This is a genomic window from Streptomyces fulvoviolaceus, from assembly GCF_000718165.1.
GTDB classification, from domain to species: domain Bacteria; phylum Actinomycetota; class Actinomycetes; order Streptomycetales; family Streptomycetaceae; genus Streptomyces; species Streptomyces fulvoviolaceus.
The window spans coordinates 56,825-81,289 of the sequence record NZ_JOEY01000021.1 but is presented as its reverse complement, the minus strand read 5'-3'; the positions used below and the strand labels follow the sequence as shown (position 1 = coordinate 81,289).

General features: G+C 70.2%; 22 protein-coding genes and 1 riboswitch. Of the genes, 7 read left to right on the top strand and 15 right to left on the bottom strand.

The window, feature by feature from the left end; translation table 11 throughout:
* Positions 1–108: 108 nt before the first annotated feature.
* The 4 genes from IG08_RS0122775 to IG08_RS0122760 all read right to left on the bottom strand — a co-directional run bounded on the left by IG08_RS0122775 (position 109) and on the right by IG08_RS0122760 (position 4,951).
* The gene (locus tag IG08_RS0122775) at positions 109–804 is read right to left on the bottom strand and encodes a GntR family transcriptional regulator (protein ID WP_030605516.1); all 696 of its coding nucleotides are present in this window, start codon (positions 802–804) and stop codon (positions 109–111) included.
* Between the two features lie 211 nt (positions 805–1,015).
* Positions 1,016–1,780, bottom strand: coding sequence for a M23 family metallopeptidase (locus tag IG08_RS0122770; protein ID WP_030605515.1), 765 nt, complete (start codon positions 1,778–1,780; stop codon positions 1,016–1,018).
* Between the two features lie 14 nt (positions 1,781–1,794).
* Positions 1,795–1,962, bottom strand: a riboswitch (cyclic di-AMP (ydaO/yuaA leader).
* A gap of 215 nt (positions 1,963–2,177) precedes the next feature.
* Entirely contained in the window at positions 2,178–3,566 is a 1,389-nt protein-coding gene (locus IG08_RS0122765; protein ID WP_030605513.1) for a M16 family metallopeptidase, read from the bottom strand.
* Positions 3,563–4,951 carry a M16 family metallopeptidase gene (locus IG08_RS0122760; protein ID WP_078655695.1) on the bottom strand — a complete coding sequence of 463 codons (1,389 nt, stop codon included), beginning with the start codon at positions 4,949–4,951 and terminating at the stop codon, positions 3,563–3,565. Before IG08_RS0122760 ends, IG08_RS0122765 begins: the two co-directional genes overlap by 4 nt.
* A 306-nt stretch (positions 4,952–5,257) precedes the next feature.
* Between IG08_RS0122760 and IG08_RS0122755 the strand changes: the two genes are divergently transcribed.
* A complete protein-coding gene (locus IG08_RS0122755) occupies positions 5,258–7,714 on the top strand; it encodes a DNA gyrase/topoisomerase IV subunit A (protein WP_030605508.1) in 2,457 nt (818 codons plus the stop codon).
* Here IG08_RS0122755 and IG08_RS0122750 read toward each other — a convergent pair.
* Positions 7,711–8,763, bottom strand: coding sequence for a CobW family GTP-binding protein (locus IG08_RS0122750; RefSeq protein WP_030605505.1), 1,053 nt, complete (start codon positions 8,761–8,763; stop codon positions 7,711–7,713). The two genes, IG08_RS0122755 and IG08_RS0122750, sit on opposite strands and share 4 nt — an antisense overlap.
* A 321-nt stretch (positions 8,764–9,084) precedes the next feature.
* Here IG08_RS0122750 and IG08_RS0122745 point away from each other — a divergent pair, with 321 nt between their 5' ends.
* Positions 9,085–9,591 (top strand): DUF6082 family protein, encoded by a 507-nt coding sequence (locus tag IG08_RS0122745; protein WP_030605502.1) that lies wholly within the window; start codon positions 9,085–9,087, stop codon positions 9,589–9,591.
* 59 nt (positions 9,592–9,650) lie between these two features.
* Here the strand turns inward: IG08_RS0122745 and IG08_RS0122740 are convergent, their stop codons facing one another.
* Both IG08_RS0122740 and IG08_RS0122735 read right to left on the bottom strand, forming a co-directional pair.
* The gene (locus tag IG08_RS0122740; RefSeq protein WP_030605500.1) at positions 9,651–9,887 is read right to left on the bottom strand and encodes a hypothetical protein; all 237 of its coding nucleotides are present in this window, start codon (positions 9,885–9,887) and stop codon (positions 9,651–9,653) included.
* Between the two features lie 262 nt (positions 9,888–10,149).
* Positions 10,150–11,316, bottom strand: coding sequence for a citrate synthase/methylcitrate synthase (locus IG08_RS0122735; protein ID WP_030605498.1), 1,167 nt, complete (start codon positions 11,314–11,316; stop codon positions 10,150–10,152).
* A 112-nt stretch (positions 11,317–11,428) separates the two neighbouring features.
* On the opposite strand from IG08_RS0122735, the gene IG08_RS0122730 reads away from it, so the two are divergent.
* The 4 genes from IG08_RS0122730 to IG08_RS0122715 all read left to right on the top strand — a co-directional run bounded on the left by IG08_RS0122730 (position 11,429) and on the right by IG08_RS0122715 (position 16,145).
* Positions 11,429–12,691, top strand: a complete 1,263-nt coding sequence (locus tag IG08_RS0122730) for a citrate synthase (protein WP_030605495.1) — start codon at positions 11,429–11,431, stop codon at positions 12,689–12,691.
* Positions 12,692–12,745: 54 nt separating this feature from the next.
* Positions 12,746–13,687, top strand: coding sequence for a sucrase ferredoxin (locus tag IG08_RS0122725; RefSeq protein WP_030605492.1), 942 nt, complete (start codon positions 12,746–12,748; stop codon positions 13,685–13,687).
* Positions 13,688–13,797: 110 nt separating this feature from the next.
* Complete coding sequence (locus IG08_RS0122720; protein ID WP_043454918.1) at positions 13,798–15,465, top strand: ATP-binding protein; 1,668 nt, start codon at positions 13,798–13,800, stop codon at positions 15,463–15,465.
* Entirely contained in the window at positions 15,465–16,145 is a 681-nt protein-coding gene (locus tag IG08_RS0122715) for a response regulator (protein WP_030605487.1), read from the top strand. The genes IG08_RS0122720 and IG08_RS0122715 overlap by 1 nt, the downstream gene beginning before the upstream one ends.
* Before the next feature lie 5 nt (positions 16,146–16,150).
* On the opposite strand, the gene IG08_RS0122710 is transcribed toward IG08_RS0122715, so the two are convergent.
* From IG08_RS0122710 to IG08_RS0122700, 3 genes are read right to left on the bottom strand one after another with little or no spacing between them, the layout of a single operon-like run.
* A complete protein-coding gene (locus tag IG08_RS0122710) occupies positions 16,151–17,209 on the bottom strand; it encodes an ABC transporter substrate-binding protein (RefSeq protein ID WP_030605484.1) in 1,059 nt (352 codons plus the stop codon).
* 55 nt (positions 17,210–17,264) lie between these two features.
* Positions 17,265–18,128: an ABC transporter permease gene (locus IG08_RS0122705; protein ID WP_030605481.1), complete on the bottom strand. Its 864-nt coding sequence runs from the start codon at positions 18,126–18,128 to the stop codon at positions 17,265–17,267.
* Positions 18,118–18,933, bottom strand: coding sequence for an ABC transporter ATP-binding protein (locus IG08_RS0122700; RefSeq protein WP_030605480.1), 816 nt, complete (start codon positions 18,931–18,933; stop codon positions 18,118–18,120). The genes IG08_RS0122705 and IG08_RS0122700 overlap by 11 nt, the downstream gene beginning before the upstream one ends.
* 161 nt (positions 18,934–19,094) lie before the next feature.
* Here IG08_RS0122700 and IG08_RS62520 point away from each other — a divergent pair, with 161 nt between their 5' ends.
* A complete protein-coding gene (locus IG08_RS62520; RefSeq protein WP_030605478.1) occupies positions 19,095–19,787 on the top strand; it encodes a response regulator in 693 nt (230 codons plus the stop codon).
* A gap of 38 nt (positions 19,788–19,825) precedes the next feature.
* Here IG08_RS62520 and IG08_RS0122690 read toward each other — a convergent pair whose 3' ends face one another.
* From IG08_RS0122690 to IG08_RS0122670, 5 genes are all read right to left on the bottom strand, one after another.
* Positions 19,826–21,418 carry a solute symporter family protein gene (locus tag IG08_RS0122690; protein WP_030605474.1) on the bottom strand — a complete coding sequence of 531 codons (1,593 nt, stop codon included), beginning with the start codon at positions 21,416–21,418 and terminating at the stop codon, positions 19,826–19,828.
* On the bottom strand, positions 21,415–21,975 hold the full coding sequence (locus tag IG08_RS0122685) for a DUF485 domain-containing protein (protein WP_078655693.1): 561 nt from the start codon (positions 21,973–21,975) through the stop codon (positions 21,415–21,417). The genes IG08_RS0122690 and IG08_RS0122685 overlap by 4 nt, the downstream gene beginning before the upstream one ends.
* A gap of 69 nt (positions 21,976–22,044) precedes the next feature.
* On the bottom strand, positions 22,045–22,728 hold the full coding sequence (locus tag IG08_RS0122680; RefSeq protein WP_030605471.1) for a response regulator transcription factor: 684 nt from the start codon (positions 22,726–22,728) through the stop codon (positions 22,045–22,047).
* Complete coding sequence (locus tag IG08_RS0122675; RefSeq protein ID WP_030605469.1) at positions 22,725–23,876, bottom strand: sensor histidine kinase; 1,152 nt, start codon at positions 23,874–23,876, stop codon at positions 22,725–22,727. The genes IG08_RS0122680 and IG08_RS0122675 overlap by 4 nt, the downstream gene beginning before the upstream one ends.
* Positions 23,873–24,397 carry a CcdC protein domain-containing protein gene (locus tag IG08_RS0122670; RefSeq protein ID WP_030605467.1) on the bottom strand — a complete coding sequence of 175 codons (525 nt, stop codon included), beginning with the start codon at positions 24,395–24,397 and terminating at the stop codon, positions 23,873–23,875. Before IG08_RS0122670 ends, IG08_RS0122675 begins: the two co-directional genes overlap by 4 nt.
* Between the last annotated feature and the right edge of the window lie 68 nt (positions 24,398–24,465).

The following is a 24,465-nucleotide window of genomic DNA, read 5'->3' as shown; positions in this document are numbered from 1 at the left end:
CACCGAAGGGCTCGTCCGAATTACCGGGCGAGCCCTTCTTAATTCCCGTTCACAGACAGCAGAAATAATCCCCCGCGAATTATCTCCTCTTTGTATACGGCGCCAGTGTTAATGCCGCACGCTCGTCATGTTTACGGGATGTTGCGAGTTCCTCACACGTTCCGTGCGGTCCCCGCCGGAGGCGAACCGCAGTCGGTGCGCGGCCGTCGCGCGCTCGGTGTGCAGCGCCGTGACCGCTCGCGCCCGCTCGCTGTCGCCGCGCGCCACCGCGTCCACGATCGCGCCGTGCTCCGCCCAGGACTCCACCGGGCTGGCCGGCGCGTCCACCGCGTACATCCAGGCGATCTTGTGCCGCAGCTGGGTCAGCATCGAGGTCATCGCGGGACTGCCGGAGGCCTGGGCGAGCGTCTCGTGGAACCAGCCCCCCAGGGAGCGCAGGTCATCACTGTTGCCCCGCCTGGCCCGCTCCTGGCCCAGCCGGACCAGGCCGCGCAGCACCTTGAGATGGGCCTCGGTGCGCCGCTGGGCGGCCCGGGAGGCGCCGAGCGGCTCCAGGAGCATGCGCATCTCCAGGAGGTCGGCACCCTCCTGCTCGGTCGGTTCCGCGACGCACGCGCCCGCGTGCCGCCGGGTCACCACGAAGCCCTCGGCCTCCAGCGTGCGCAGCGCTTCCCGGACGGGGACGCGCGAGACGCCGTAGCGGCGGGCGAGCAGTTCCTCGGTGAGCCGGCTGCCGCGCTCGTAGACACCCGCGACGATGTCGTCCCGGATCGCCGTGCATACCGAGTGCGCCGGAATACGCATGACCGACCTCCGCTTTAATCCCCGTGAAACGTCGACGATTGACGTGTGTTCAGTGACTCTATTGCAATCAGCGGGAATTTCCGATGGCGGGCCGGAATCCATGGATATTTTTTGGACAGACGGCCGTCTGAAACGCCGAAGCCCCGGCTCGGGGAGCCGGGGCTTCGGGGTGCTTTGCCGTCTGTTGTCAGACGTTCACGAGACGCGGGCGTCAGACGCTGACGCCGTGCGAGCGGAGGTAGGCGACGGGGTCGATGTCCGAGCCGTACTCCGCGGTCGTGCGGGCCTCGAAGTGCAGGTGCGGGCCGGTGACGTTGCCGGTCGCGCCGGAGAGGCCTATCTGCTGGCCCGGGGTGACCGACTGGCCGACCGAGACAGCGATGGACGACAGGTGGCCGTACTGGGTGTACGTGCCGTCGTTCATCTTGATCACGATCTCGTTGCCGTACGACCCACCCCAGCCGGCCTCCACGACGGTGCCGCGGCCGACCGCGTGGACGGAGGTGCCACTGGAGGCGTGGAAGTCGACACCGGTGTGGCTGCCGGAGGACCACAGGGAGCCGCCGGTCTTGTAGCCGGTGGAGACGTAGGAGCCGGTGACCGGGAGCACGAAGCTGTTGAGGCGCTTGCGCTCGGCCTCGCGGGCGGCGCGCTCCTTGGCCTCGCGCTCCTCCTTGGCCTTCTCCGCCGCCTTCTTCTTGGCGGCGGCCACGGCCTTCTTGTGGGCGGCGGCCTCCTCGGCGGCCTGCTCCTGAGCGGCGGCCTGGGCGTCGATCTGGTCGGCGACCGAGTCGTCGATGGTGAGGACCGGGATGATGCCGGTCTGCTCCGCGGAGGTCTCCGCGGCGAGGGCCGGGGCGGCGAGGCTGCCGATGACACCGGTGGTGGTGAGCGCCGCGATACCCGCCACGCGGGCGGTGCTGCGCTTCATCCGGCTCGGACGACGGTGCTTCCCGGTGGCGCAGGTGAACGCCATATGTGGTGGGTTGTCCTTTCCTTCCCTCTCGCCTACCGGGTTAGCTGACGGGTTCGGAGCAGGAAGGTCTCCTACGGGCGCCCTCGCGGCACGCGCGGGCGTCCGATTCACCCCAGGGACTGCACAAGTGGGTCCCCGGCTCCCCTGGCTCGCGCCATGTGGGGACTCGGCGATGGCTGTCCGGTGCCGCGGATGCGGCGCGGTGCCTGACGGACAGCCCGGACGAAGCTAAACGGGACCACTTTCAATCCCCAAACGGATCAAGGCTTTTGTTGCACATGCCACAGGGCAGACAGGCAACCTCTCCCTCAATTCGGACATTAAGGGGCCCTGGTGGCGCTTCCGTCACCAGGGCCCCTCGGTGTGCCTGCTTCTGCTCGGGTCTCTACTCGGGCTTCTACTCGGCTGTCACGACCGTGACTTCGCCGATGCCGAGGGCCTCGACGGGCTCCTTGATCGACGCCGCGTCGCCGACGAGGATCGTCACCAGACGGTCCACCGGGAAGGCGTTCACGGCCGCCGCGGTGGCCTCGACGGTGCCGGTGGCGGCGAGCTGCTGGTACAGCGTCGCCTGGAAGTCGTCCGGCAGGTGCTGCTCGACCTGGTCGGCCAGCGTGCTCGCGACGGCCGCCGCGGTCTCGTACTTCAGCGGCGCCACGCCGACGAGGTTCTGCACGGCGACGTCGCGCTCGGCGTCGGTGAGGCCCCCTTCGGCGAGCGTGCGCAGCACCTTCCAGAGGTCGTCCAGGGCGGGACCGGTGTTCGGGGTGTCCACGGAGCCGCTGATGGCGAGCATCGCGGCACCGGAGCCGTCCGGGGCGGACCTGAGGACCTGCCCGAACGCCCGCACACCGTAGGTGTAGCCCTTCTCCTCGCGCAGGACACGGTCCAGGCGGGAGGTGAGGGTGCCGCCGAGGCAGTACGTGCCGAGCACCTGCGCGGGCCACACGCGCGCGTGCCGGTCGGAGCCGATACGGCCGATCAGGAGCTGCGTCTGGACGGCGCCGGGGCGGTCCACGATGACGACCCGTCCGGTGTCGTCGGCGGTCACCGGCGGCACGGGGCGCGGCTGGGCCGTGGAGCCGGTCCACGCGCCCAGGGTGTCGCCGAGCAGCGCGTCCAGGTCGATGCCGGTGAGGTCGCCGACGACCACTGCGGTGGCCGTGGCGGGCCTGACGTGGCGGTCGTAGAAGGCGCGTACGGCCGCCGAGTCGATCTTCTCGACCGTGTCCTCGGTGCCCTGGCGGGGGCGCGACATGCGCGAGGTGGCCGGGAAGAGCTCCTTGGAAAGCTCCTTGGCGGCGCGGCGGGAGGGGTTGGCCAGCTCGTGCGGGATCTCGTCGAGGCGGTTGCGGACCAGCCGCTCCACCTCGCTGTCGGCGAACGCGGGTGCCCTGAGGGCGTCGGCCAGCAGAGCGAGCGCCTTGGCGAGGCGGGAGGCCGGCACTTCGAGGCTCAGGCGGACGCCGGGGTGGTCGGCGTGCGCGTCGAGAGTGGCGCCGCAGCGCTCCAGTTCGGCGGCGAACTCCTCGGCGGAGTGCTTGTCGGTGCCCTCAGAGAAGGCCCGCGCCATGATCGTGCCGACGCCGTCGAAACCGGCCGGCTCCGCCTCCAGGGGCGCGTCCAGGAGCACCTCGACGGCGACGACCTGCTGGCCGGGGCGGTGGCAGCGCAGAACGGTCAGGCCGTTGTCGAGCGCGCCGCGCTCGGGGGCCGGGAACGCCCAGGGCCTGGCCTCGCCCGCCTGGGGCTGCGGGTGGAACTGCATCGTGGCGAGCTCGGTCACTTGGCCGCCTCCTCGTTCTTGTCGCCGGCCTCGATCGTGGCCTCGGCCTCGGGGTCTTCGGGGGGATCCGCGTCCTCGGCAACCTCTCCGGCGACCGGCTCGTACACGAGCACAGCGCGGTTGTCCGGGCGCAGCCGGGCCTTGGCGACCTCCTGGACCTCCTCGGCCGTCACCTCGAGGACGCGCCCCACGGCGGTGAGGGCGAGCTGCGGGTCGCCGAACAGGACGGCGAACCGGCACAGTTCGTCGGCACGGCCCGCGACCGTGCCGAGCCGGTCCAGCCACTCGCGCTCCAACTGGGCCTGGGCGCGCTCCATTTCCTCGGCCGTGGGGCCCTCCTCGGCGAACCGGGCGAGCTCCTCGTCGATCGCGGCCTCGATGACCGGCACCTCGACGTCCCCGGAGGTCTTCACGTCCAGCCAGCCCAGGGAGGGCGCCCCGGCCAGCCGCAGCAGTCCGAAGCCGGCCGCGACAGCCGTACGGTCGCGCCGTACGAGCCGGTTGTAGATGCGGGAGGACTCTCCGCCGCCGAGGACGGTGAGCGCCAGGTCGGCCGCGTCGCACGCGCGCGTGCCGTCGTGCGGCAGCCGGTAGGCCGCCATCAGGGCGCGGGCCGGCACCTCCTCCTCGACGACCTCGCGCAGCTGCTCGCCGATGACCTCGGGCAGCGCGCCGTCGCGCGGGGCGGGCTTGCCGTCGTGGGCGGCGATGGAGCCGAAGTACTTCTCGACCCAGGCGAGCGTCTGCTCCGGGTCGATGTCGCCGACGACCGACAGGACGGCGTTGCCCGGCGCGTAGTACGTACGGAAGAACGCGCGCGCGTCCTCCAGGGTCGCCGCGTCCAGGTCGGCCATCGAGCCGATCGGGGTGTGGTGGTAGGGGTGGCCCTCCGGGTAGGCGAGGGCGGTCAGCTTCTCGAACGCCGTGCCGTAGGGGACGTTGTCGTAGCGTTGCCGGCGCTCGTTCTTGACGACGTCCCGCTGGTTCTCCATCGACTCGTCGTCGAGGGCGGCGAGCAGCGACCCCATACGGTCGGCCTCCAGCCAGAGCGCGAGCTCCAGTTGGTGGGTCGGCATGGTCTCGAAGTAGTTGGTGCGCTCGAAACTCGTGGTGCCGTTGAGCGAGCCGCCCGCGCCCTGGACGAGCTCGAAGTGGCCGTTGCCCTTGACCTGGCCCGAGCCCTGGAACATCAGGTGCTCGAAGAGGTGAGCCAGACCGGTACGTCCCTTGACCTCGTGGCGTGAGCCGACGTCGTACCAGAGGCACACCGCCGCGACCGGGGTCAGGTGGTCCTCGGAGAGCACCACGCGCAGCCCGTTGGCCAGACGGTGCTCGGTCGCTGTCAGGCCCCCGGTGCCTGCCTGGTCTGTGGCCGTGTGACCCATGGGCATGTACGTCCCTTCAATGGCTGACGCGGTCGTTGAAACCGCGGTTCTGCTGCCGGTCCTGCCACTGTATGCAAGCGCGCGGACCGTCGGCGAAGTTCCCGGTCGACGTACGCCCAGAGCGAGATCGCGTAGCCTGCGGGCAGCCCGCGGGAGGCGTGCCTCTCCGCGGCGGGCCGGGCGCCTGCGCCGGGTCCCGGCCCGGACTGTCAGTGCCACGGTCCACAATGGTCAGCGTCAGATCCCGTTCGCTGCGGCAGGAGCGCCCTGCAGGCGAGCGACCCGAAACAGGAGGAGCCGGCAGCGATGGCCCGCCGCAGCACGAAGACCCCGCCGCCCGACGACTCGTACGAGGAGCGGATCCTCGACATCGACGTCGTGGACGAGATGAAGGGCTCGTACCTCGAGTACGCGTACTCGGTCATCTACTCCCGCGCCCTGCCGGACGCCCGCGACGGCCTCAAGCCGGTGCACCGCCGCATCGTCTACCAGATGAACGAGATGGGCCTGCGCCCCGACCGCGGCTATGTGAAGTGCGCCCGCGTCATCGGCGAGGTCATGGGCAAGCTGCACCCGCACGGCGACGCGTCGATCTACGACGCCCTGGTGCGCATGGCCCAGCCCTTCTCGATGAGCGTCCCGCTGGTCGACGGCCACGGCAACTTCGGGTCGTTGGGCAACGACGACCCGCCGGCCGCCATGCGGTACACCGAGTGCCGCGCCGCCGAGGCCGCGACCCTGATGACGGAGTCCATCGACGAGGACACCGTCGACTTCGCCCCGAACTACGACGGCCAGGAGCAGGAGCCGGGCGCGCTGCCCGCCGCCTTCCCGAACCTGCTGGTCAACGGCTCCTCGGGCATCGCGGTCGGCATGGCCACCAACATGGCGCCGCACAACCTCGCCGAGGTCATCGCGGCCGCCCGCCACCTGATCCGCTACCCGAACGCGGATCTGGACGCCCTGATGCGGCACATCCCCGGCCCCGACCTGCCCACCGGCGGCCGGATCGTCGGTCTCTCCGGCATCCGCGACGCGTACGAGACGGGCCGCGGCACCTTCAAGATCCGCGCGACGGTGGCGGTGGACAACGTGACGGCGCGCCGCAAGGGCCTCATCGTCACCGAACTGCCCTTCACGGTCGGCCCGGAGAAGGTGATCGCCAAGATCAAGGACCTGGTCGGCTCGAAGAAGCTGCAGGGCATCGCCGACGTCAAGGACCTCACCGACCGCGCGCACGGCCTGCGTCTGGTCATCGAGATCAAGAACGGCTTCGTGCCCGAGGCGGTTCTGGAGCAGCTCTACAAGCTGACGCCGATGGAGGAGTCCTTCGGCGTCAACAACGTCGCGCTGGTGGACGGCCAGCCCCTCACCCTCGGCCTCAAGGAGCTCCTGGAGGTCTATCTCGACCACCGCTTCGAGGTCGTACGACGCCGCAGCGAGTTCCGGCGCACCAAGCGGCGCGACCGGCTGCACCTGGTCGAGGGTCTGCTCACCGCGCTGATCGACATCGACGAGGTCATCCGCCTCATCCGCTCCAGCGACAACTCGGCGCAGGCGAAGCAGCGCCTGATGGAGACCTTCTCGCTGTCGGAGATCCAGACCCAGTACATCCTCGACACCCCGCTGCGCCGCCTCACCAAGTTCGACCGCATCGAGCTGGAGTCGGAGAAGGACCGGCTGAACGCCGAGATCGCGGAGCTGACCCGGATCCTGGAGTCGGACTCCGAGCTGCGCAAGCTGGTCTCCGCCGAACTGGCCGCGGTGGCCAAGAAGTTCGGCACCGAGCGGCGTACGGTCCTGCTGGAGTCGGCGGGCGCCACGGTGTCCGCCGTACCGCTGCAGGTGGCGGACGACCCGTGCCGGGTGCTCCTGTCCTCGACGGGTCTGCTGGCCCGCACGGCCAACGGCGAGCCGTTCCCGGAGGACGAGGACGTCAGGCGCGCCAAGCATGACGTGATCGTCTCGGCGGTGCCGGCCACGGCGCTCGGCGAGGTGGGTGCGGTGACGTCGACGGGCCGGCTGCTGCGTCTGAACGTCATCGATCTTCCGCAGCTCCCGGACACGGCGGCGGCCCCGAACCTCTCGGGCGGCGCCCCCCTGTCGGAGTTCCTCTCCCTGGAGGACGACGAGACGCTGGTCTGTCTGACCACGCTCGACGAGTCGTCCCCCGGTCTGGCGCTCGGCACGGAACAGGGCGTCGTCAAGCGTGTGGTGCCCGACTATCCGTCCAACAAGGGCGAGTTGGAGGTCATCACGCTCAAGGAGGGCGACCGGATCGTCGGCGCGATCGAACTGCGCACCGGCGAGGAGGACCTGGTCTTCATCACGGACGACGCACAGCTGCTGCGCTACCAGGCCGCGCAGGTCCGTCCGCAGGGCCGTCCGGCGGGCGGTATGGCGGGCATCAAGCTCACCGAGGGCGCGAAGGTCATCTCCTTCACCGCGGTGGACCCGGCGGTGGAGGCGGTCGTCTTCACCGTCGCGGGCTCGCGCGGCACGCTCGACGACTCCGTCCAGACGACGGCCAAGCTGACCCCGTTCGACCAGTACCCGCGCAAGGGCCGCGCCACCGGCGGCGTCCGCTGCCAGCGGTTCCTGAAGGGCGAGGACTGCCTGTCGCTGGCCTGGGCGGGCGCCGTACCGGCCCGTGCCGCGCAGAAGAACGGCACACCGGCCGACCTCCCGGAGATGGACCCGCGGCGCGACGGCTCGGGCGTGTCCCTGGCGAAGACGGTGTCGGTGGTGGCGGGACCGGTCTAGATCCCGTCGGGATCCTGCTCGTCAGGCTCCTGTACGTAGCGCAGGACGCCCCACATGCCGTGCTCGTCGGCGTGTGGGGCGTCGCTCTTGCACGCCTCCAGCTCCTTGCCGAGGGCGGACGCGTCGATGCCGGAGCCGATGAGGACGATTTGGGTGAGGCGGGCGCCAGCAGCCGCCCAGGGCTCCGGGTAGAAGCGGAGGAACCGTCCGACGGCATGCACGGCGTAGCGGTTACGCGTGTCGTACGGCCCGAAGTCGACGTGCCCCTTGATCCGGTACAGCCCCTCGGGCCGGCTGTCGAGGAACCCCATCAACCGGCGCGGGTCGAGGGGCACTTCGGAGGTGAAGGACAGGGTGTCGTAGGCGGAGTGGAGATGGTCTGCGTGATCGTCACCATGGGGGTGATCGTGCAGATCGTCGAAGGAGAGCTGCCCGATGCGCTCCTCGTTCGGCCGGCAGTCGAAGAGGAGCTCGGGGTCGATACGGCCGTAGGTGGCAGGGACGACGGCGGCGCGGTCGGTGAAGGAATGGACGAGTCCGAGGACACGCTCGGCGTCCGGCGCCCGGTCGAGCTTGTTGACCACGACGAGGTCGGCGAGGGCGAGATGCCGGTCGATCTCGGGGTGCTTGGCGCGGGTGTCGTCGAACTCGGCGGCGTCGACGACCTCGACGAGACCGCCGTAGACGATCCCGGGGTGCTCGCTGGCGAGCACCATGCGCACGAGTTCCTGCGGCTCGGCGAGGCCGCTGGCCTCGATGACGATGACGTCGATGCCGGCGGCGGGCGTGGCGAGCCGTCCGAGGTAGAGGTCCAGCTCGCTGGCGTCGACGGCACAGCACAGGCAGCCGTTGCCGAGGGAGACGGTGGAGTCGCCGAGCGCGCCCGCCACGGCCATGGCGTCGATCTCGATGGCGCCGAAGTCGTTGACGATGGCGCCGATGCGGCTGCCGCCGCTGCGGTGGAGGAGGTGGTTGAGGAGCGTGGTCTTTCCGGAACCGAGGAATCCGGCGAGCACGACGACTGGGATCTGCTGCGGGCTCCGGCTCAACGCGCTACCTCTCTCACGCCGACGCGTGCGCCGGACTGCCGCCCTGCACACGTACGAGGATTGAATGCGCACCCAGGATACGAGCCGGAAGAATCACTGCTAAGTGAACGATTGTTAGCAGCACTTGCGGGGCAGACGTTGGGCATGGCGCCGGTTCGTGCGACCCTCACTTCCCTCCGTGCGCCTCCTCTCCGCCTCCCCCGCCGATCAGAGCCGCTCGGCACCCTGGGAGACGGCAAGCGCCGCCCACCGCTCGCCGGTCCCCATCAGTCGACCCGCACCCCGACGACCGGCGGATGGACGCCTGAACCGGGGGTTGACATGGCCACACAGAGTACAGGTGTACGAAGGATCGTTTCGGCTGCGAAAACGAAGCTCGCGGCCGCCATCGACTCCGTCAGCACGCCGGGTTCACGGCACCGCAAGAGGGCCGCGCTGGCCGAGCAGCACCGGCTCTCCTTCGACCTACTCTGCAAAGCCATGGACGATCCGGCTCTGGCCGAGGTGCTGAACACGTACGAGTCCGAGATCCCCCTCCACAAACAGCGACAGTTCCTCTTCGCCAACGCGCTCTACGTGAACAACCTGCACTTCTACCGGATCGGCGCCCTGTCCCAGGCGGAGCTGTACGGACATCTGCGGGTGATGTGCCAGAACAAGGTGTTCCGCGAGTACTGGGAGGCGACCCGCCACCACCGCAAGAGCCTGCCCGAGGCGTCGGAGGAATTCATCCTCGGGCGGATGATGGACGACCTGATCCAGGAGCTCGATGACTCCGACACCGACGAGTGGTGGGTCGTGGGCGAGCCACCCGACGAGTCGGCATGACTGAGGGCCCGGCCTCGCTGCACCGGGCCCCGAGAAGGGCGGCGAACCGTCAGGAGGCGTCAGGCGTCGGGGATGTCACACTTTGCGCGGACGAGCGTCTCGCGCGTGATGACGACGATCCTCTCGTAGTCCGCTCGTGCGGCGTCCGACGGGAGCTCATGATCAAGTTCCGCGGTCGCTTCGCGCCCGATGACGGCGAAGTCGCCGTTACTGAGCTCGAAGATGTCGGGGCAGGTCTGCCCTGTGGTACTGCCACGCTCCCGAGGAGAGACCCCGACACGTCGCACGATCTTCACGGAGGTGTACCGCCTTGTGACTCAGAGGGATGGGTGTGCCCTCCGAAGCCATCCGCGGTGGTTCGTCGGCGCTGTGTCGGAGTGCGCTCTCCGCGCGCAGGGGTGTTCGCCGGAGCGCCCGGAGAGGGCCAGGTAAAGATATCGACTCCGGTGCGCCTGGTGCGCGTGTTATCCCCCTGCAAGTGAGTGAAATTTTCGCGACAGCCTTGACCGCCGGCCGCACACGGAAAGCCCTCTCCAGGCACGGCACTTCGAGTACCGGTCAGGTCACCGCGGGAACCGCCACCGGCGCCCCCGGCCCCACATACCGCGCCACCGGCCGGATGATCTTCGAGTCCGCCGCCTGTTCCAGGATGTTCGCACTCCACCCCACCACCCGCCCCGCGGCGAACGTCGGGGTGAACATCTCGCGGGGCAGACCACACAGCTCCATGACCACGCCGGCGTAGAACTCGACGTTGGTGTGCAGCTCTCGGCCCGGCTTCAACTCGGCGAGGATCGCCTCGACATGGCGCTCGACCTCGACGGCGAAGTCGACGCGCGGACCGCCGAACCCTTGCGCGACCTCGCGGAGCATCCGGGACCGCGGGTCCTCCGTGCGGTAGATCGCGTGGCCGAAGCCCATGATCCGGTCGCCGGCGAGCACACGTTCACGGATCCAGGCGTCGATCCGGTCGGGGGTGCCGATCGCGTCGAGGGTGTCCAGCGCCCGGCTGGGCGCACCGCCGTGCAGCGGCCCGGACAGCGCCCCCACCGCCCCCACGAGGCACGCCGCCACATCCGCCCCGGTCGAGGCGATGACCCGCGCCGTGAAGGTTGATGCGTTGAAGCCATGGTCAATGGTTGAGATCAAGTATTGCTCGACCGCCCGGGCCCGCCGCGGTTCCGGCTCCGAACCCGTCAACATGTAGAGGTAGTTCGCCGCGTACGACAGGTCCTCACGCGGCTCCACAGGTTCGAGCCCCTTGCCCAGCCGGTGCAGCGCGGTGAGAAGCGTCGGTACGGCCGCGGCCGTACCGAGGGTGTCCCGGCGCCGCCGGTCCGCGTCGATGTCGTACACCGGCCGGAACCCCTTCGCCGCACCGAGTAGCGACAAGGCCGTACGCATGCCGGCGAGCGGTCCGGAAGCTCCGCTCGCCGCGGCGAGCGCGGGCAGCGCCGCCCGCACCTCGTCCGGCAGCCGCCGCAATGCGGCGGTCTCGGCGGCGAACGCCACCGCGCGCCCGGCGTCCGGCAGTTCGCCATGGACCAGGAGATGCCAGACGTCCTCGAACCCGCGGGTCTGTGCGAGTTCGACGGCCGAGTACTGGCGGTAGTGGTAGAAGCCCTCGCGCCCCCGGACGTCCCCGATCTCGGTATCGGTGACGACGACTCCCGCGAGCCCTCGCGGTACGTCGACGAGGGTGGATGCGGACCTGTTGACGGACATGATTCCTCCCTGGACTTGATTCGAATGTCCATGGTTGACTCTTACTCTGTCAATATTGATTGAATCAACTCATCAGGATCAACCCACCGGGCTACGGATACGGTGACCTCTTATGCGCGATCAAGAACCCCTCCCCGGTTCCGCTTCCGCCGAGCGGCGACTGAGCACCAAGGAAGCCGCCGAGCTGCTGGGCGTGAAGCCCGAGACCGTCTACGCCTACGTGAGCCGCGGTCAACTGAGCAGCCGACGCGTCCCCGGCGGCCGGGGCAGCACCTTCGAAGCCAAGGAGGTGGAGGCGCTCGCCCGGCGCAACCGGCGGGAGAGCAGCGGGAGTTCGGGTTCCGGCGGTGAGCTGTCCGTACGGACCCGGATCACGTTGATCGACCGGGACCGGTACTACTTCCGGGGCGTGGACGCGGTCGAACTGGCCGCGCGCCACTCCTACGAAGAGATCGCGGAGTGGCTCTGGACCGGACAGCTGCGCCCTGGAGTCACCTTCACCGCGCCCGACGCCGCCGTCGACGTGGCCCGCCGCGCCGTCGACGCGCTGCCCGAACACACCGGCCCCACCGACCGGTTGCGGGTCGCGGCGATCGCCGCGGCGGTCGCGGATCCGCTGCGGTTCGACCTGTCCGAGGAGGCCGTGCTCGGCAGTGCGCGCACCCTCATCCCGACCCTCGTCGCCGCCCTCCCGCCTGCGCTGCGCGACCGCCGCGACGACGGCCCCCTGGCCCACCGGCTGTGGACGCGGCTGACCGGGCGGCCCGCCGACGAGGCGTCGCTGCGCGCCCTGGACACGGCGCTCGGCCTGCTCGTCGACCACGATCTCGCCGCCTCCACGCTTGCGGTCCGCGTCGCCGCGTCGGCCCGCGCGCACGCCTACGCGGCCGTCTCCGCCGGGCTCGGCGTCCTGGAGGGCCCTTTGCACGGCGCGGCCAGCGGGCTCGCCCACCGGCTGCTCCTCGACGTACTCGATCGCGGTGACGCGGCTCCCGTGATCGCGGAGGAACTGCGGGCCGGCCGTCGCATCCCGGGCCTCGGCCACCGGCTCTACCCCGGCGAAGACCCACGCGCGCGTGCCCTGTTCGGCCTCCTGGAGGAGATCCCGCGGGCCGAACCCGCCCTCGCCGCGGCCCACGACATCGCGGCCACCGCCGCCCGCCACACCCCGCTGCACGCCAACGTCGACCTGGCCCTCGCCGTGTTCACCGCCTCCTCCGGCATGCCCGCCACGGCGGGCGAGACGATCTTCGCCGTGGCCCGTACGGCGGGCTGGATCGCCCACGCCCTGGAGGAGTACGGGGAGCGCCCGCTGCGCATGCGCCCGAGCGGCATCTACGTAGGACCGAAGCCGCCTCGGCCACTGCCGGAGTAGGACTCGGACGCGGCCGGAAGTCACCCCGGGCCAAGTCAGGTTAGGCTCACCTCTGTGAGTACCTGTTCAACGGTCTCGCACGACCTCGACGAGCCCGTTTCCGGAACCGCGGCCACCGCACAGACGTGGCTGCTGCTGGAACAGTCCGGCCCCTGGGGTGCCAAGGCGCTCACTTCGAGCCACCTGGACCCCACGCTGGGCCGTGCCCTGGAGGCCGCCGCGGACGGCACGGGCGTGCGCATCGCGCTCATCCGCCGCCCTGGACGGCATGCCGACAGCGGCACACCCGCCGTGCGCCAGGTGTACGCGGCCCATGCCGTGCCAGGGAACGTGTGGCTGCACGGCGCGACGACCCGCGACCCGCGGCAGCTGCTCAACCTCGACTTCGCCGCGCTCGGCAGGGGCGACCACACGACCTTCGACGCGGCGCTCCGGGGGCGGCCCCACACCAGCGACCCACTCGCGCTCGTGTGCACCAACGGCAAGCGGGACCGCTGCTGCGCGCTCCTGGGCCGCCCGCTCGCCGCGGAGCTGGCCGCATCGGCCGTCGAGGGCGTCTGGGAGGTCACCCATCTGGGTGGTCATCGCTTCTCTCCGACGCTGCTCGTGCTGCCGTACGGCTACGCGTACGGCCGTGCCGAGGCCCATGCCGTCAAGCAGATCCTGCACAGCGTCGAAGGGGGACGGATCGTAGTCGAGGGCTGCCGCGGGAACTCGGCCTGGGAGCGCCCCGGCCAGGCGGCCGAGCTGGCCGTGCGCACGGCGGTGGGCGAATACGCGGCGGAGGCGCTGACAGTCGTACGGACGGACGGCGCGGCCCCGCGCTGGGAGGTGACCGTCGCCCACACCGACGGGCGCCGCTGGCGCGTCCTCGTGGCCCAGGGAGCGTCCCTGCCGCCCCGTCCGGAGAGCTGCGGGGCATCGGTGCTCGGCTCACCCGCGCGGATGGACGTAGTGGCGGTGCGCGAGCTGACGGCGACGGCGCTCGCGAGCTGACCGGGCTCGGCCTGGTTCAGCACACGTGGACAGGCCCGCCAAGCATTGATCAAGATATCCATGCCGCACCCCTTGCGGCAGATCCGGCGTGCCCACGTACCGTCATGGGTATGAGCCCCACTCCCCCCGCACGCCGCCTGCGCCTCGGAATGCCGAAGCGGGTGTTCTCGCAGGTGCTGCTGATGCAGCTGGCGATCGCCGCGGGAGTCGCGGTGCTCGCGACCGGACTGTTCCTCGCGCCTCTCAGCGACCAGCTGGACGATCAGGCGATGCGCCGCGCGCTCGCGATCGCCCAGACCACCGCGGCCCAGCCGCAGATCGCCGACCAGGTCAAGAACACGCCTCCCACGGCCGACGGACCGGTCCAGAAGGAGGCGGAACAGATCCGCAAGGCGACCCATGCCGAGTACATCGTGGTGATGGACTGGAGGGGCGTGCGCTGGTCGCACACCACCCCCGACGAGGTCGGCAGGACCGTCTCGACCGACCCCGGCCAGGCTCTGGCCGGCCAGGAGGTCATGCAGATCGACAGCGGCACCCTGGGCCGCACCGCGCGCGGCAAGGTGCCGTTGCGCGACAGCGACGGCGACATCGTCGGCGCGGTCTCGGTCGGCATCGCCTACGACAGCGTGCGGGCCCGGCTGATCCACGCGATCCCGGGGCTGTTCGCGTACGCGGGCGGCGCCCTGGCCGTCGGCGCGCTGGCCGCCTGGCTGATCTCTCGCCGGGTCCACCGGCAGACCCGTGACCTGGCCTTCTCGGACATCTCCGCGCTGCTCTCGGAGCGGGAGGCCATGCTGCACGGCATCCGGGAAGGTGTCGTCGCCCTGGACCGCGCCGGCCGTATACGCCTGCTCAACGACGAGGCACGGCGCCTGCTGGGCATCGGGGACGAGGCCATTGGCCGCTCCCCCGCCGAGGCGCTCGGCGAGGGCCGTACGGCCGATGTTCTGACCGGCCGGGTGACGGGCACCGACCTGGTCACCGTCCGCGGCCAGCGCGTGCTGGTCGCCAACCGCATGCCCACCGACGACGGCGGCGCCGTCGCCACCCTGCGCGACCGCACCGAGCTGGAGCAGCTCGGCCGGGAACTCGACTCGACCCACGGCCTGATCGACGCCCTGCGCGCGCAGGACCACGAGCACGCCAACCGGATGCACACGCTCCTCGGGCTGCTCGAACTGGAGATGTACGACGACGCCGTGGAGTTCGTCGGAGAGGTCGTCGGCGACCACCGGGCCACCGCGGAGCAGGTCACCGAGAAGATCCGGGATCCCCTGCTCGCCGCGCTGCTGGTCGGCAAGGCGACGGTCGCGGCCGAGCGCGGGGTGGCCCTGTGGGTGTCCGACCGGACCCGGCTGCCGGACCGGCTGGTCGATCCGAGCGGGCTCGTCACGATCGTCGGCAACCTGGTGGACAACGCGCTGGACGCCGTCGCCGGTACTCCGCACGCGCGCGTGGAGGTCGAACTGCGCGCGAAGGGAGGTGCCGTCGTCCTCAGGGTGCGCGACACGGGGCCCGGAGTTCCGGCGGAGCAACGCGAGTTGATCTTCACCGAGGGATGGTCGACCAAGAAGCCTCCGGCGCACCGGAACCGCGGCATCGGACTCTCCCTCGTGCGCAGGCTCGCCGAACGGCAGGGTGGCAGCGCGACCGTCGGTGAGGCGGGCGGCGGAGGCGCGGAGTTCACCGTCGTCCTGCCTGACGCGCTGGCCGAGCCGGAGCCGGCCCTCACCGCGTCGTCGGCCCGGCAGTCCGCCACCGAGGAGGAGTCGTGATGATCGAGGTTCTGGTCGTGGACGACGACATCCGGGTCGCGCGGGTCAACGCCGCCTACGTCGCGAAGGTGGCGGGCTTCCATGTGGCCGGCGAGGCCCACAGCGCCGCCGAGGCGCTGGGCCAGCTGGAGGCGCTGCCCCATGTCGACCTGGTCCTCATGGACCACTACCTGCCCGACGAGACGGGTCTCGCGGTCGTCCAGGAGATGCGCCGACGCGGCCACCAGACCGACGTGATCATGGTGACGGCCGCGCGGGACGTGACGACCGTGCAGGCGGCGATGCGGCACGGCGCGCTGCAGTACCTGGTGAAGCCGTTCGCCTTCGCGGGCCTACGGGCCAGGCTGGAGGCGTACGCGGAGCTGCGCCGCACCCTCGACGGCGGCGGCGAGGCGGAACAGGCCGAGGTGGACCGCATCTTCGGCGCCCTGTCCACGCCCTCGGAGCCCGATCTGCCCAAAGGGCACTCCCCCACCACGGCGGAGCTCGTCCGCCGGTCCCTGATGAACGCCGAAGGCCCCCTGTCGGCCCAGGAGATCGCCGAGCGGACAGGGGTGAGCCGCCAGACCGCCCAGCGCTATCTGAAGCTCCTGGAGCGCACGGGACGGGCCCGGCTCACGCTCAAGTACGGCGACGCGGGCCGCCCGGAACACCGCTACGTGTGGGCGACCCGCGCCTGAGGGCGTCAGCCCGCCTTCGCCACGAACTCCGTCGTGTACGTCTTGCTCAGGTCGACGTCGGCGTTCTGGATGTTGGGGTTGAACGCCTTGAGGACCTTCTCGACGGTCTCGGGGCCGTTCTTGGGCATCACGCCGTCCTCGGTGAACATCGGCAGCGTGTTCTTGATGGCCACCGCGTACAGCAGCTTGCTGCCCTGCGCGTAGTCGGTCGGCATCTCGTCGGCGATCTCGGTCGCGCTGTGGGTGGACATCCACTTGAGCGTCTTGACGAATGCATTGGCCAACTTCTGGACGGTGTCCTTGTGGCTGTTGACCCAGTCCGTCTGCATGTACAGGCTTGACGAGGGATACGGCCCGCCGAGCGCCTCCTCCGAGCCCTCGGGCGTGCGCATGTCCAGGAGGATCTTGCCAGCCTTCTTGTCCATGATCGTCGCGACGGTCGGGTCGGTGGTCATGCCCCCGTCGATGGCGCCCTGCTGGAGCGCCGAGATGAACGTCGGCCCCGCACCGACGGCGACCGGCGTGAACTCGCTGACCTTCACGCCGTTCTTGACGGCGAGGTACTTGGTGAGGAAGTCGGTGGAGGAGCCGAGGCCGGTGACGCCGAGCTTCTTCCCCTTGAAGTCCTTGGGCGAGGTGATGTCGCCCGCCGCCTTGTTGGAGACGATCTCCACCTCGCCGGGCGCGTGCGAGAACTGGACGACCGACTCCACCGCCTTGCCCTTCACCTGCAGGTCGAGCGTGTGGTCGTAGAAGCCCACGGCCCCCTGGACCTGACCGGAGACTAGTGCGGTCTCGGCCTGGACGCCGGCGGGCTCGCTCAGCAGCTCCACGTCGAGTCCCTCGGCGTCGAAGTAGCCGAGCCGCTGGGTCAGCATCGCCGGCAGGTAGATGACCTTGTCGAGGCCACCGACCATGATCTTGACCTTCGTGCCCTTTCCGTCGCCCTTGCTGCCGGATCCGCTGGACGCCGTACTGGCCGCGTCGTCGGCACAGGCGGTGAGCGAGGAGAGGGCGAGCAGGCCGGCTGCGGCCAGGGAGACGTATCTGGCGGTGTTGCGCATGGGGTTCACGTCCTTGTGAGGGTGCGGTGCGGGGTGGGGATTGCCTGGGGAGCGTTCAGCTGTCGGAGTCCGACGGCTTCCAGCGGAAGATGCGACGCTCGGCGAAGGTGAGGAGCCCTTCGGCGAGGAGCGCGACGACGGCGAGGATGACCATCGCGGCGTACACACCGGCCGAGTTGAAGGTGCCCTGCGACTGCGCGACGAGCAGGCCGATGCCCTTGGTCGCGCCGATGTACTCGCCGACGATCGCGCCGATGAGGGCGAAGCCGAAACTCACATGGAGGCTGGTGAAGATCCACGAGGTGGCGGAGGGGATGACCACCTGAAGCGTCACCCTGCGGTCGCTCGCCCCGAGGATGCGGGCGTTGGCGACCAGGTTGCGGTCGACCTCGCGGGCCCCCTGGAAGGCGTTGAAGAACACCGGGAAGAACACCAGCACGACGGCCGACGCGACCTTGGAGGCCGGGCCGAGCCCGAACCAGATCACGAAGATCGGGGCAAGGACGATCCTCGGTATCGAGTTGAGCACCTTGATGTATGGACCAAGGACATCGGCGAGCAAGGTGATCCGCCCGAAAGCAATACCGAACACGACACCGCCGACCACGCCGATGACCCAGCCGAGCAGCGCCTCGTACAGCGTGTACCAGATCTGTTCGCCCAGGGAGCCGAGTGCGGTCCCGTGCGTGATCCAGGTCCAGATCTGGTCCCAGATCTTCGAGGGCATCGAGAAGTTGAAGGGATCGATGATCTTGGCCCGGGAGAGCACCTCCCACAGTCCGAGGACGGCGGCCAGGAGCAACACCCGGGACACCGCTACGACGATCCTGCGTCTGCGAGCGGCACGCGCGCGTGAGTGCGCGCGATCAGGGGCCTTGGCCGTCTCGACGACCGGCGTGCTCAGGACCTCAGGCGACATGGGCGGCACCCCTCTCCCGGGTGATGCGGACCTCTTCGCCGAGGGACTCCCAGATCTCTCGGTAGATCTCGATGAACCGCGCCTCCAGGCGCACCGATTCGACCTTGCGGGGGCGCGGCAGGTCGATGTCGAAGATCTGCTTGACCGTGGCCGGCCCGGCCGTCATCACGACGACCTTGTCGGCCAGCGCGATGGACTCCTCCAGGTCGTGAGTGACGAAGACGACGGAGGCGCCCGTACCCGCCCACAGTTCGAGGAGTTCGTCGGACATCAGAGCCCGGGTCTGCACGTCGAGCGCGGAGAACGGCTCGTCCATCAGCAGGATCTCGGGGTCGTTGACGAAGGTCGCGGCGAGCGCGACGCGTTTGCGCTGGCCGCCGGAGAGCTGGTGCGGATAGCGGTCCTCGAAGGCCGTGAGCCCGACCCGGGCCAGCCACTCCCGCGCCTTCCGCTTCGCCTCCGCCTTGGGCACTCCGCGGAAGCGGGGACCGGCCATGACGTTGGAAAGAACCGTGCGCCAGGGGAAGGTGGCGTCCTGCTGGAAGACGAAGCCCACCTTGTCCCCGACCCCGCGGACCGGCTCCCCCACCACCAGGACCTCCCCCTGGGAGGGCTCCTCCAGGCCGCTGACCAGGGTCAACGTGGTCGACTTGCCGCAGCCGGTGGGGCCGACGACCGCCACGAACTCCCCACGCCCGACCGTGAGATCAAGTCCCCTCACGGCCGTGTGCAGACCCCCCGACGGGGTCCGGAACGTCTTGCTCGCGCCCCGCAGCTCGATGGCGGGGCTGATGTCTGTGCTCATGGCCGGGGACGGTAGATGTGGCCCACGCCACGACATCAGCCTTCTGAGCACATGCCGTTCTTTTGCTTGCAACGGCCTGTTGTGCTCGTTTTGCTCGCGCTACAACAGCGAAGCCGAAACACGGGCTTAACGCCCGTCAGGCCTTGACGGAAAGAGCCCCGATGATTGACGTCCTGGTCGTGGACGACGACTTCCGTGTCGCCGAGATCAACGCCAAGTACGTGGGAAGGGTTCCCGGCTTCCGGGTGGCCGCCCGCGCGCACAGCGCCGCCCAGGCCCTGAGCGCCGTACAGCGTGGAACCATCGACCTGGTCGTGCTGGACCACTACCTGCCCGACGAGACGGGCCTCGAACTCGTCCACCGTATGCGGGAACAGGGTCACGGCACCGACGTCATCATGATCACGGCGGCCGGAGACGTGGCGACCGTGCAGACCGCGATGCGTCTGGGCGCCCTCCACTACCTGGTCAAACCGTTCACCTTCGCCGCCCTGCGCACCCGCCTCGACTCGTACGCCGCCCTGCGCCGCACCGTCGACCGGGTCGGCGGCCGCGGCATCGCCGGCCAGGAGCAGGTCGACCGGATCTTCAGCGCCCTGCGCACCACACCGGCACCGCCGTCACCGGGCCTGCCGAGCGGGCACTCGGAGCCGACGACGGACCTGATCTGCCGCGTCCTGCACGGCGCCGACCACCCGCTCTCGGCCCACGAGGTCGCCGCCGAGACGGGCCTGAGCCGCTCCACCGCCCAGCGCTACCTCCGCCACCTGGAACAGGCCGGCCGCCTCCGCCTCTCCCTCAGATACGGCGACACGGGCCGCCCCGAACACCGGTACGCGTGGGTGGCGCCCTAGCTGAACCCCGATGCCGTACGACCGTGAGGGCGCCGCCCCTACACCGCTCCCGCTCCCGTCAGCGACCGCACCTCGGTCTCCGCGTGCTTGGCCTCGTCGGCCACCTCCGCCGAGGTCACCGTGCCGAGCCAGCCCGCGACGAAGCCCAGCGGGATCGAGACGAGGCCCGGGTTCTGCAGCGGGAAGTACTGGAAGTCGACGCCGGGGAACAGCGATTCGGGGCTGCCCGACACCACGGGTGACAGGAGCACGAGCACCACGGCCGGGATCAGTCCGCCGTAGACGGACCATACGGCGCCACGGGTGGTGAACCCGCGCCAGAACAGCGAGTAGAGCAGGACCGGCAGATTGGCGGACGCGGCCACGGCGAAGGCGAGGCCCACCAGGAACGCGACGTTGAGATCGCGTGCGAGCAGTCCAAGGGCGATCGCGACCACGCCGATCCCGACGGCGGCGGTTCGGGCCACGGCCACCTCGCTGCGCGGCTTGGCGTGCCGGCGCCGCAGCGACGCGTACAGGTCGTGGGCCACGGACGCCGAGGAGGCGAGCGTGATCCCTGCGACCACCGCGAGGATCGTGGCGAAGGCGACAGCGGCGACGATCGCGAAGAGAACCGTTCCTCCCGTGGACCCCGCGCCTCCGCCCAGATCGAGCGCCAGGAGCGGAACCGCTGTGTTCCCGGACGCGTTCGACCCGCGTACCGCCTCCGGCCCCACGATCGCCGCCGCGCCGAACCCGAGGACGATCGTCATGAGGTAGAAGCCGCCGATGAGCCCGATCGACCACACGACCGAGCGCCGTGCGGCCCGCGCGGTGGGCACGGTGTAGAAGCGGGACAGGATGTGCGGCAGCCCGGCCGTGCCCAGCACGAGCGCGAGTCCCAGGCTGATGAAGTCGAAGCGGGCGGTCCAGTCCCCGCCGTACTTCAGGCCGGGTGCCAGGAACGATTCGCCGTGACCGCTGCGCTCCGCCGCAGTGAGCAGCAGCTGGTCGAAGTCGCCGTGGAACCGCACCAGGACGAGCACGGTCAGCGTGACGGTGCCGCTGAGCAGCAGGACCGCCTTGACGATCTGGATCCATGTGGTGGCCCGCATCCCGCCGAAGGACACATAGATCACCATGAGCGCGCCGACGCCGATGACGGTCCAGGCCTGCGCCGCCTCGCTCGTGCCCCCGAGCAGCAGCGCGACCAGGCTGCCCGCGCCCACCATCTGCGCCACCAGGTAGAGAACGGACACGGTGACCGAGGAGGTTCCCGCCGCGATCCGCACCGGCCGCTCACTCATCCGCGCGACGACGACGTCGGCGAGCGTGAACCGCCCGCAGTTGCGCACCAGTTCGGCGACGAGGAACAGCACCACCAGCCAGGCCACGAGGAAGCCCACCGAGTACAGCATCCCGTCGTAGCCGAAGAGGGCGATGAGCCCGGAGATGCCCAGGAAGGAGGCGGCCGACATGTAGTCGCCCGCGATGGCAAAACCATTCTCCATCGGTGAGAAAAGGCGACCGCCGGCATAGAACTCCTCCGCCGAACCGTGCCGATGGCGACTCACCCATGTCGTGATCCCCAGCGTGACCGCGACGAACACGCTGAACAGGATCAGCGCGAGAGTCTGGTGGTCGCCCGTCACAGGACACCGCCCCGGACACCACGCGTCAGTTCCTGGGTGTCCCAGCGCAGTTCGAGCGCTGCCCGGTCCCTGCGCAGCCGCGCATGGCGGGCGTACGCCCAGGTGAGCAGGAAGGTGGTGAGGAACTGCCCGAGCCCCGCGAGCATCGCCACGTTCACGGCGCCCGCCACGGGCCGTGCCATCAGCCCGGGCGCGGTCGTGGCAGTCACCACGTAGGCCAGGTACCAGACGAAGAACGCGGCGCCCGCCGGAATCACGAACCTCCGGTACCGGCTGCGCACCTCCTGGAAAGCCGCGCTGCGCTGCACCTCGAGATAGACGTCGGCCGCTGCGGCAGCCGCGTCCTCGCGTTCTCCGCGTGCCGACGCAGTCGCCCTCACTGGCACGCCGTCACCGCTCGCCTCCCCCCAGCCGGAGGCGAGTGCGTCGTACCAGGGATCGTCGTACCTCACACTTGCGGACGCCTCGGCGGGGGCCAGGGCATGACCGTCGTGGTTCTCGACCGAACTTTCGGCATCACCCCCGACTCCGCGGGGACGACCGTTGCTTGACTGCATGCCCAAGGATGGACAGAACGGGAAGATCCCCGACTTCTCTTCCCCTCGCTCTTCACCCCATCAGGTGATTCAACCGGTCGGTGGCCGCACAAGCCCCTTCGCATAGGCGTAACGCACCGCCTGGGCGCGGTCCTTGAGCCCCGTCTTGCCGAACATGTTGTTGATGTGGGTCTTCACGGTCGCCGTGGAGACATGCAGCTTGCGGGCGATCTCCTGATTGCTGAGCCCCTCGGCGATCAACTCCAGCACCTCGACCTCCCGCGCGGTGAGCCCGTCCGGCGCCTCGGTGGGTGCCGCCGGCCGCGGCTCGGGTTCCGAGAGCCGCTCCAGGAGCCGTCGTTGGATGCTCGGCGACAGCCCCGCGTCCCCGGACAGCACGCTGTGTACGGCCCGTACGATCTCGTCACCTCCCGCGTCCTTGGTGAGGTAGCCACGTGCCCCCGCTTTCAGCGCCGGGAACAGCGACTCGTCGTCCGCGTACGTCGTCAGCACCACGACCTGCGTCCCCGGGTACTCGGTCCGGATCCGCCGGGTCGCCTCCACCCCGTCACAGCGGGGCATACGCAGATCCATCAGCACCACGTCCGGGGCGAGTTCGGCGACGAGCTTCACCGCCTCCTCCCCGTCCCCCGCTGCGCCGACGACCTCGACTCCGGGCAGCAGGCCCAGCAACATCACAATGCCTTCGCGGACCACGGTCTGGTCGTCGGCGACCACCACCCGCGCCGACTTCTGCTCCGCCTCCTCCGTCATGCCGGCACCTTCAACGTCACCACGAACCCCTCCTCGTCCGGCCCGGCGTCCAGCGAACCGCCCAGCAGCTCGGCGCGCTCCCGCATGCCCAGCAGACCGTACCCGGCTCCGGTGGCGGTGAGTTCGCCCGGTGAACCGCCCGAGTCCCGCACGACCAGCGTCACTTGGTGCTCGCCGTACTCCAGCCGCACCCGCACCTTGGCCCCCGGTGCGTGCTTGCGGACGTTGGTCAAGGCCTCCTGCGCGACCCTCCGCACGGCCTGCGACGCCTCGGCGGACAGTGGCCTGCGCTCACCCGAAATGGTGGCCCCGGCGCCCTCGGCCGTCCCCACGAGCTCGGTCAGGAAGTCCTCCACCGGAGTCAGCTCCCCACGCAGCGCCGACAGCGCCTGCCGGGTCTCGGCGAGGCCTTCGCGGGCCATTCCCCTTGCCGCCACCACCCGTTCGAGGATCTGGTCCCGGTCGGCGCCCCTCTCGATCAGCAGCCTGGCCGCCTCCAAATGCACGAGCTGCGCCGAGAGGCTGTGCGCCAGTACGTCGTGGATCTCCCGCGCGATGCGGCCCCGCTCAGCGAGAGCCGCCGACTCCGCCTCCGCCGCCCGCGCCGCCCGCTCCTGGGCGAGCAGCCGCTGGGCGTTGCCACGGGCCTCGGCGTCCAGTCGTAGGACGTACCCGGCAAGGGCTAGTCCCGCGGTCGTGGCCACGGTGGTCAGCCATGCGTCGTCGTTCACCGCGGCGTACAACGTGAGGGCGACCACGGTCACCGGCAGGGCAGTGGCCATGGGCAGCCGCTCCAGCGCGGTGACGGCACACCCGAACCAGATGACGAGGGCGGGAACCCTGAAGTCGGCGGCCTGGGCGACGGATGCGATCCCCAGGAGCACGGTGATGAGCGCCATGGACGGCCAGAGCCGGTGCGCGAGAGTGGTGCGAAAGAGGGCCCAGGCGACGAACGCGGCGAGCAGGACACCCGCCGCCGCCCCGACCGCGCCCCAGCCGCGAACATGGCTGTCGGTGAAGGCGCTCCAGAGGAGCATGCCGAGTACCACCGCCCGCACGACCCACCCGAGCATGCGCCGGGGACGTGATACTTCCGCACGCCCGAGCGCTTCCCGGGAGGGCCAGCGTGTCCAGGCGTTCTCCGTCACACGCGTTCCTTCCCCGTGGACCGGAACATGAGGTCACCGTACGCCGTGGCCGGTACGGCAGCCGGGCGGAGGGAGTGAGCGCGCCAGACGAGGATCCCGGAGCGGACCAGCAAGGTGGCCGCCAGGGCGAGCAGCAGTGCGGAGGAGTCCTGGTGGACGCCGAGCATCGCTCCGAGCGCGAAGAGGCCGACGCGCAGTCCGATGCCGACGACCCAGACAGCCACGCTCGCCTTGGTGCTCCTGCTCCACACCGCGCCGTCCGGCTCGGCCCATATTCGGGTCGTCCAGGCCCAGCCGGCTCCGATGGCGACACCGGTGAGCAGTTCGGCGGTGAGCAGGACGACCGATGCCGTGTGGTGGTGGGCGTCCACCAGGCCGGGCTCTCGGAGTGCCACGACGGCCAGGATCGCGGGCAGGAGCCACCAGCGCCGCCCGGTGTCGATCCGGCTTGCGCGCAGCTGCCGGACGATCACGAGGGCAGCTACGGCCACGATCACCAACACGTCGACGAGCCCGGACATCACAGCCTCCGTGAGCGAGGAAGGGTCTGCCGACAGCGAGCGCTGCCGACGCCTTCGACGCTACGGAA

Coding starts and splice junctions, on each gene's coding strand:
- IG08_RS0122775 (WP_030605516.1), bottom strand. CDS start 804: ATGCGTATTCCGGCGCACTCGGTATGCACGGCGATCCGGGACGACATC.
- IG08_RS0122770 (WP_030605515.1), bottom strand. CDS start 1,780: ATGGCGTTCACCTGCGCCACCGGGAAGCACCGTCGTCCGAGCCGGATG.
- IG08_RS0122760 (WP_078655695.1), bottom strand. CDS start 4,951: ATGGGTCACACGGCCACAGACCAGGCAGGCACCGGGGGCCTGACAGCG.
- IG08_RS0122755 (WP_030605508.1), top strand. CDS start 5,258: ATGGCCCGCCGCAGCACGAAGACCCCGCCGCCCGACGACTCGTACGAG.
- IG08_RS0122745 (WP_030605502.1), top strand. CDS start 9,085: ATGGCCACACAGAGTACAGGTGTACGAAGGATCGTTTCGGCTGCGAAA.
- IG08_RS0122735 (WP_030605498.1), bottom strand. CDS start 11,316: ATGTCCGTCAACAGGTCCGCATCCACCCTCGTCGACGTACCGCGAGGG.
- IG08_RS0122730 (WP_030605495.1), top strand. CDS start 11,429: ATGCGCGATCAAGAACCCCTCCCCGGTTCCGCTTCCGCCGAGCGGCGA.
- IG08_RS0122720 (WP_043454918.1), top strand. CDS start 13,798: ATGAGCCCCACTCCCCCCGCACGCCGCCTGCGCCTCGGAATGCCGAAG.
- IG08_RS0122715 (WP_030605487.1), top strand. CDS start 15,465: ATGATCGAGGTTCTGGTCGTGGACGACGACATCCGGGTCGCGCGGGTC.
- IG08_RS0122710 (WP_030605484.1), bottom strand. CDS start 17,209: ATGCGCAACACCGCCAGATACGTCTCCCTGGCCGCAGCCGGCCTGCTC.
- IG08_RS0122705 (WP_030605481.1), bottom strand. CDS start 18,128: ATGTCGCCTGAGGTCCTGAGCACGCCGGTCGTCGAGACGGCCAAGGCC.
- IG08_RS0122700 (WP_030605480.1), bottom strand. CDS start 18,933: ATGAGCACAGACATCAGCCCCGCCATCGAGCTGCGGGGCGCGAGCAAG.
- IG08_RS62520 (WP_030605478.1), top strand. CDS start 19,095: ATGATTGACGTCCTGGTCGTGGACGACGACTTCCGTGTCGCCGAGATC.
- IG08_RS0122685 (WP_078655693.1), bottom strand. CDS start 21,975: ATGCAGTCAAGCAACGGTCGTCCCCGCGGAGTCGGGGGTGATGCCGAA.
- IG08_RS0122680 (WP_030605471.1), bottom strand. CDS start 22,728: ATGACGGAGGAGGCGGAGCAGAAGTCGGCGCGGGTGGTGGTCGCCGAC.
- IG08_RS0122670 (WP_030605467.1), bottom strand. CDS start 24,397: ATGTCCGGGCTCGTCGACGTGTTGGTGATCGTGGCCGTAGCTGCCCTC.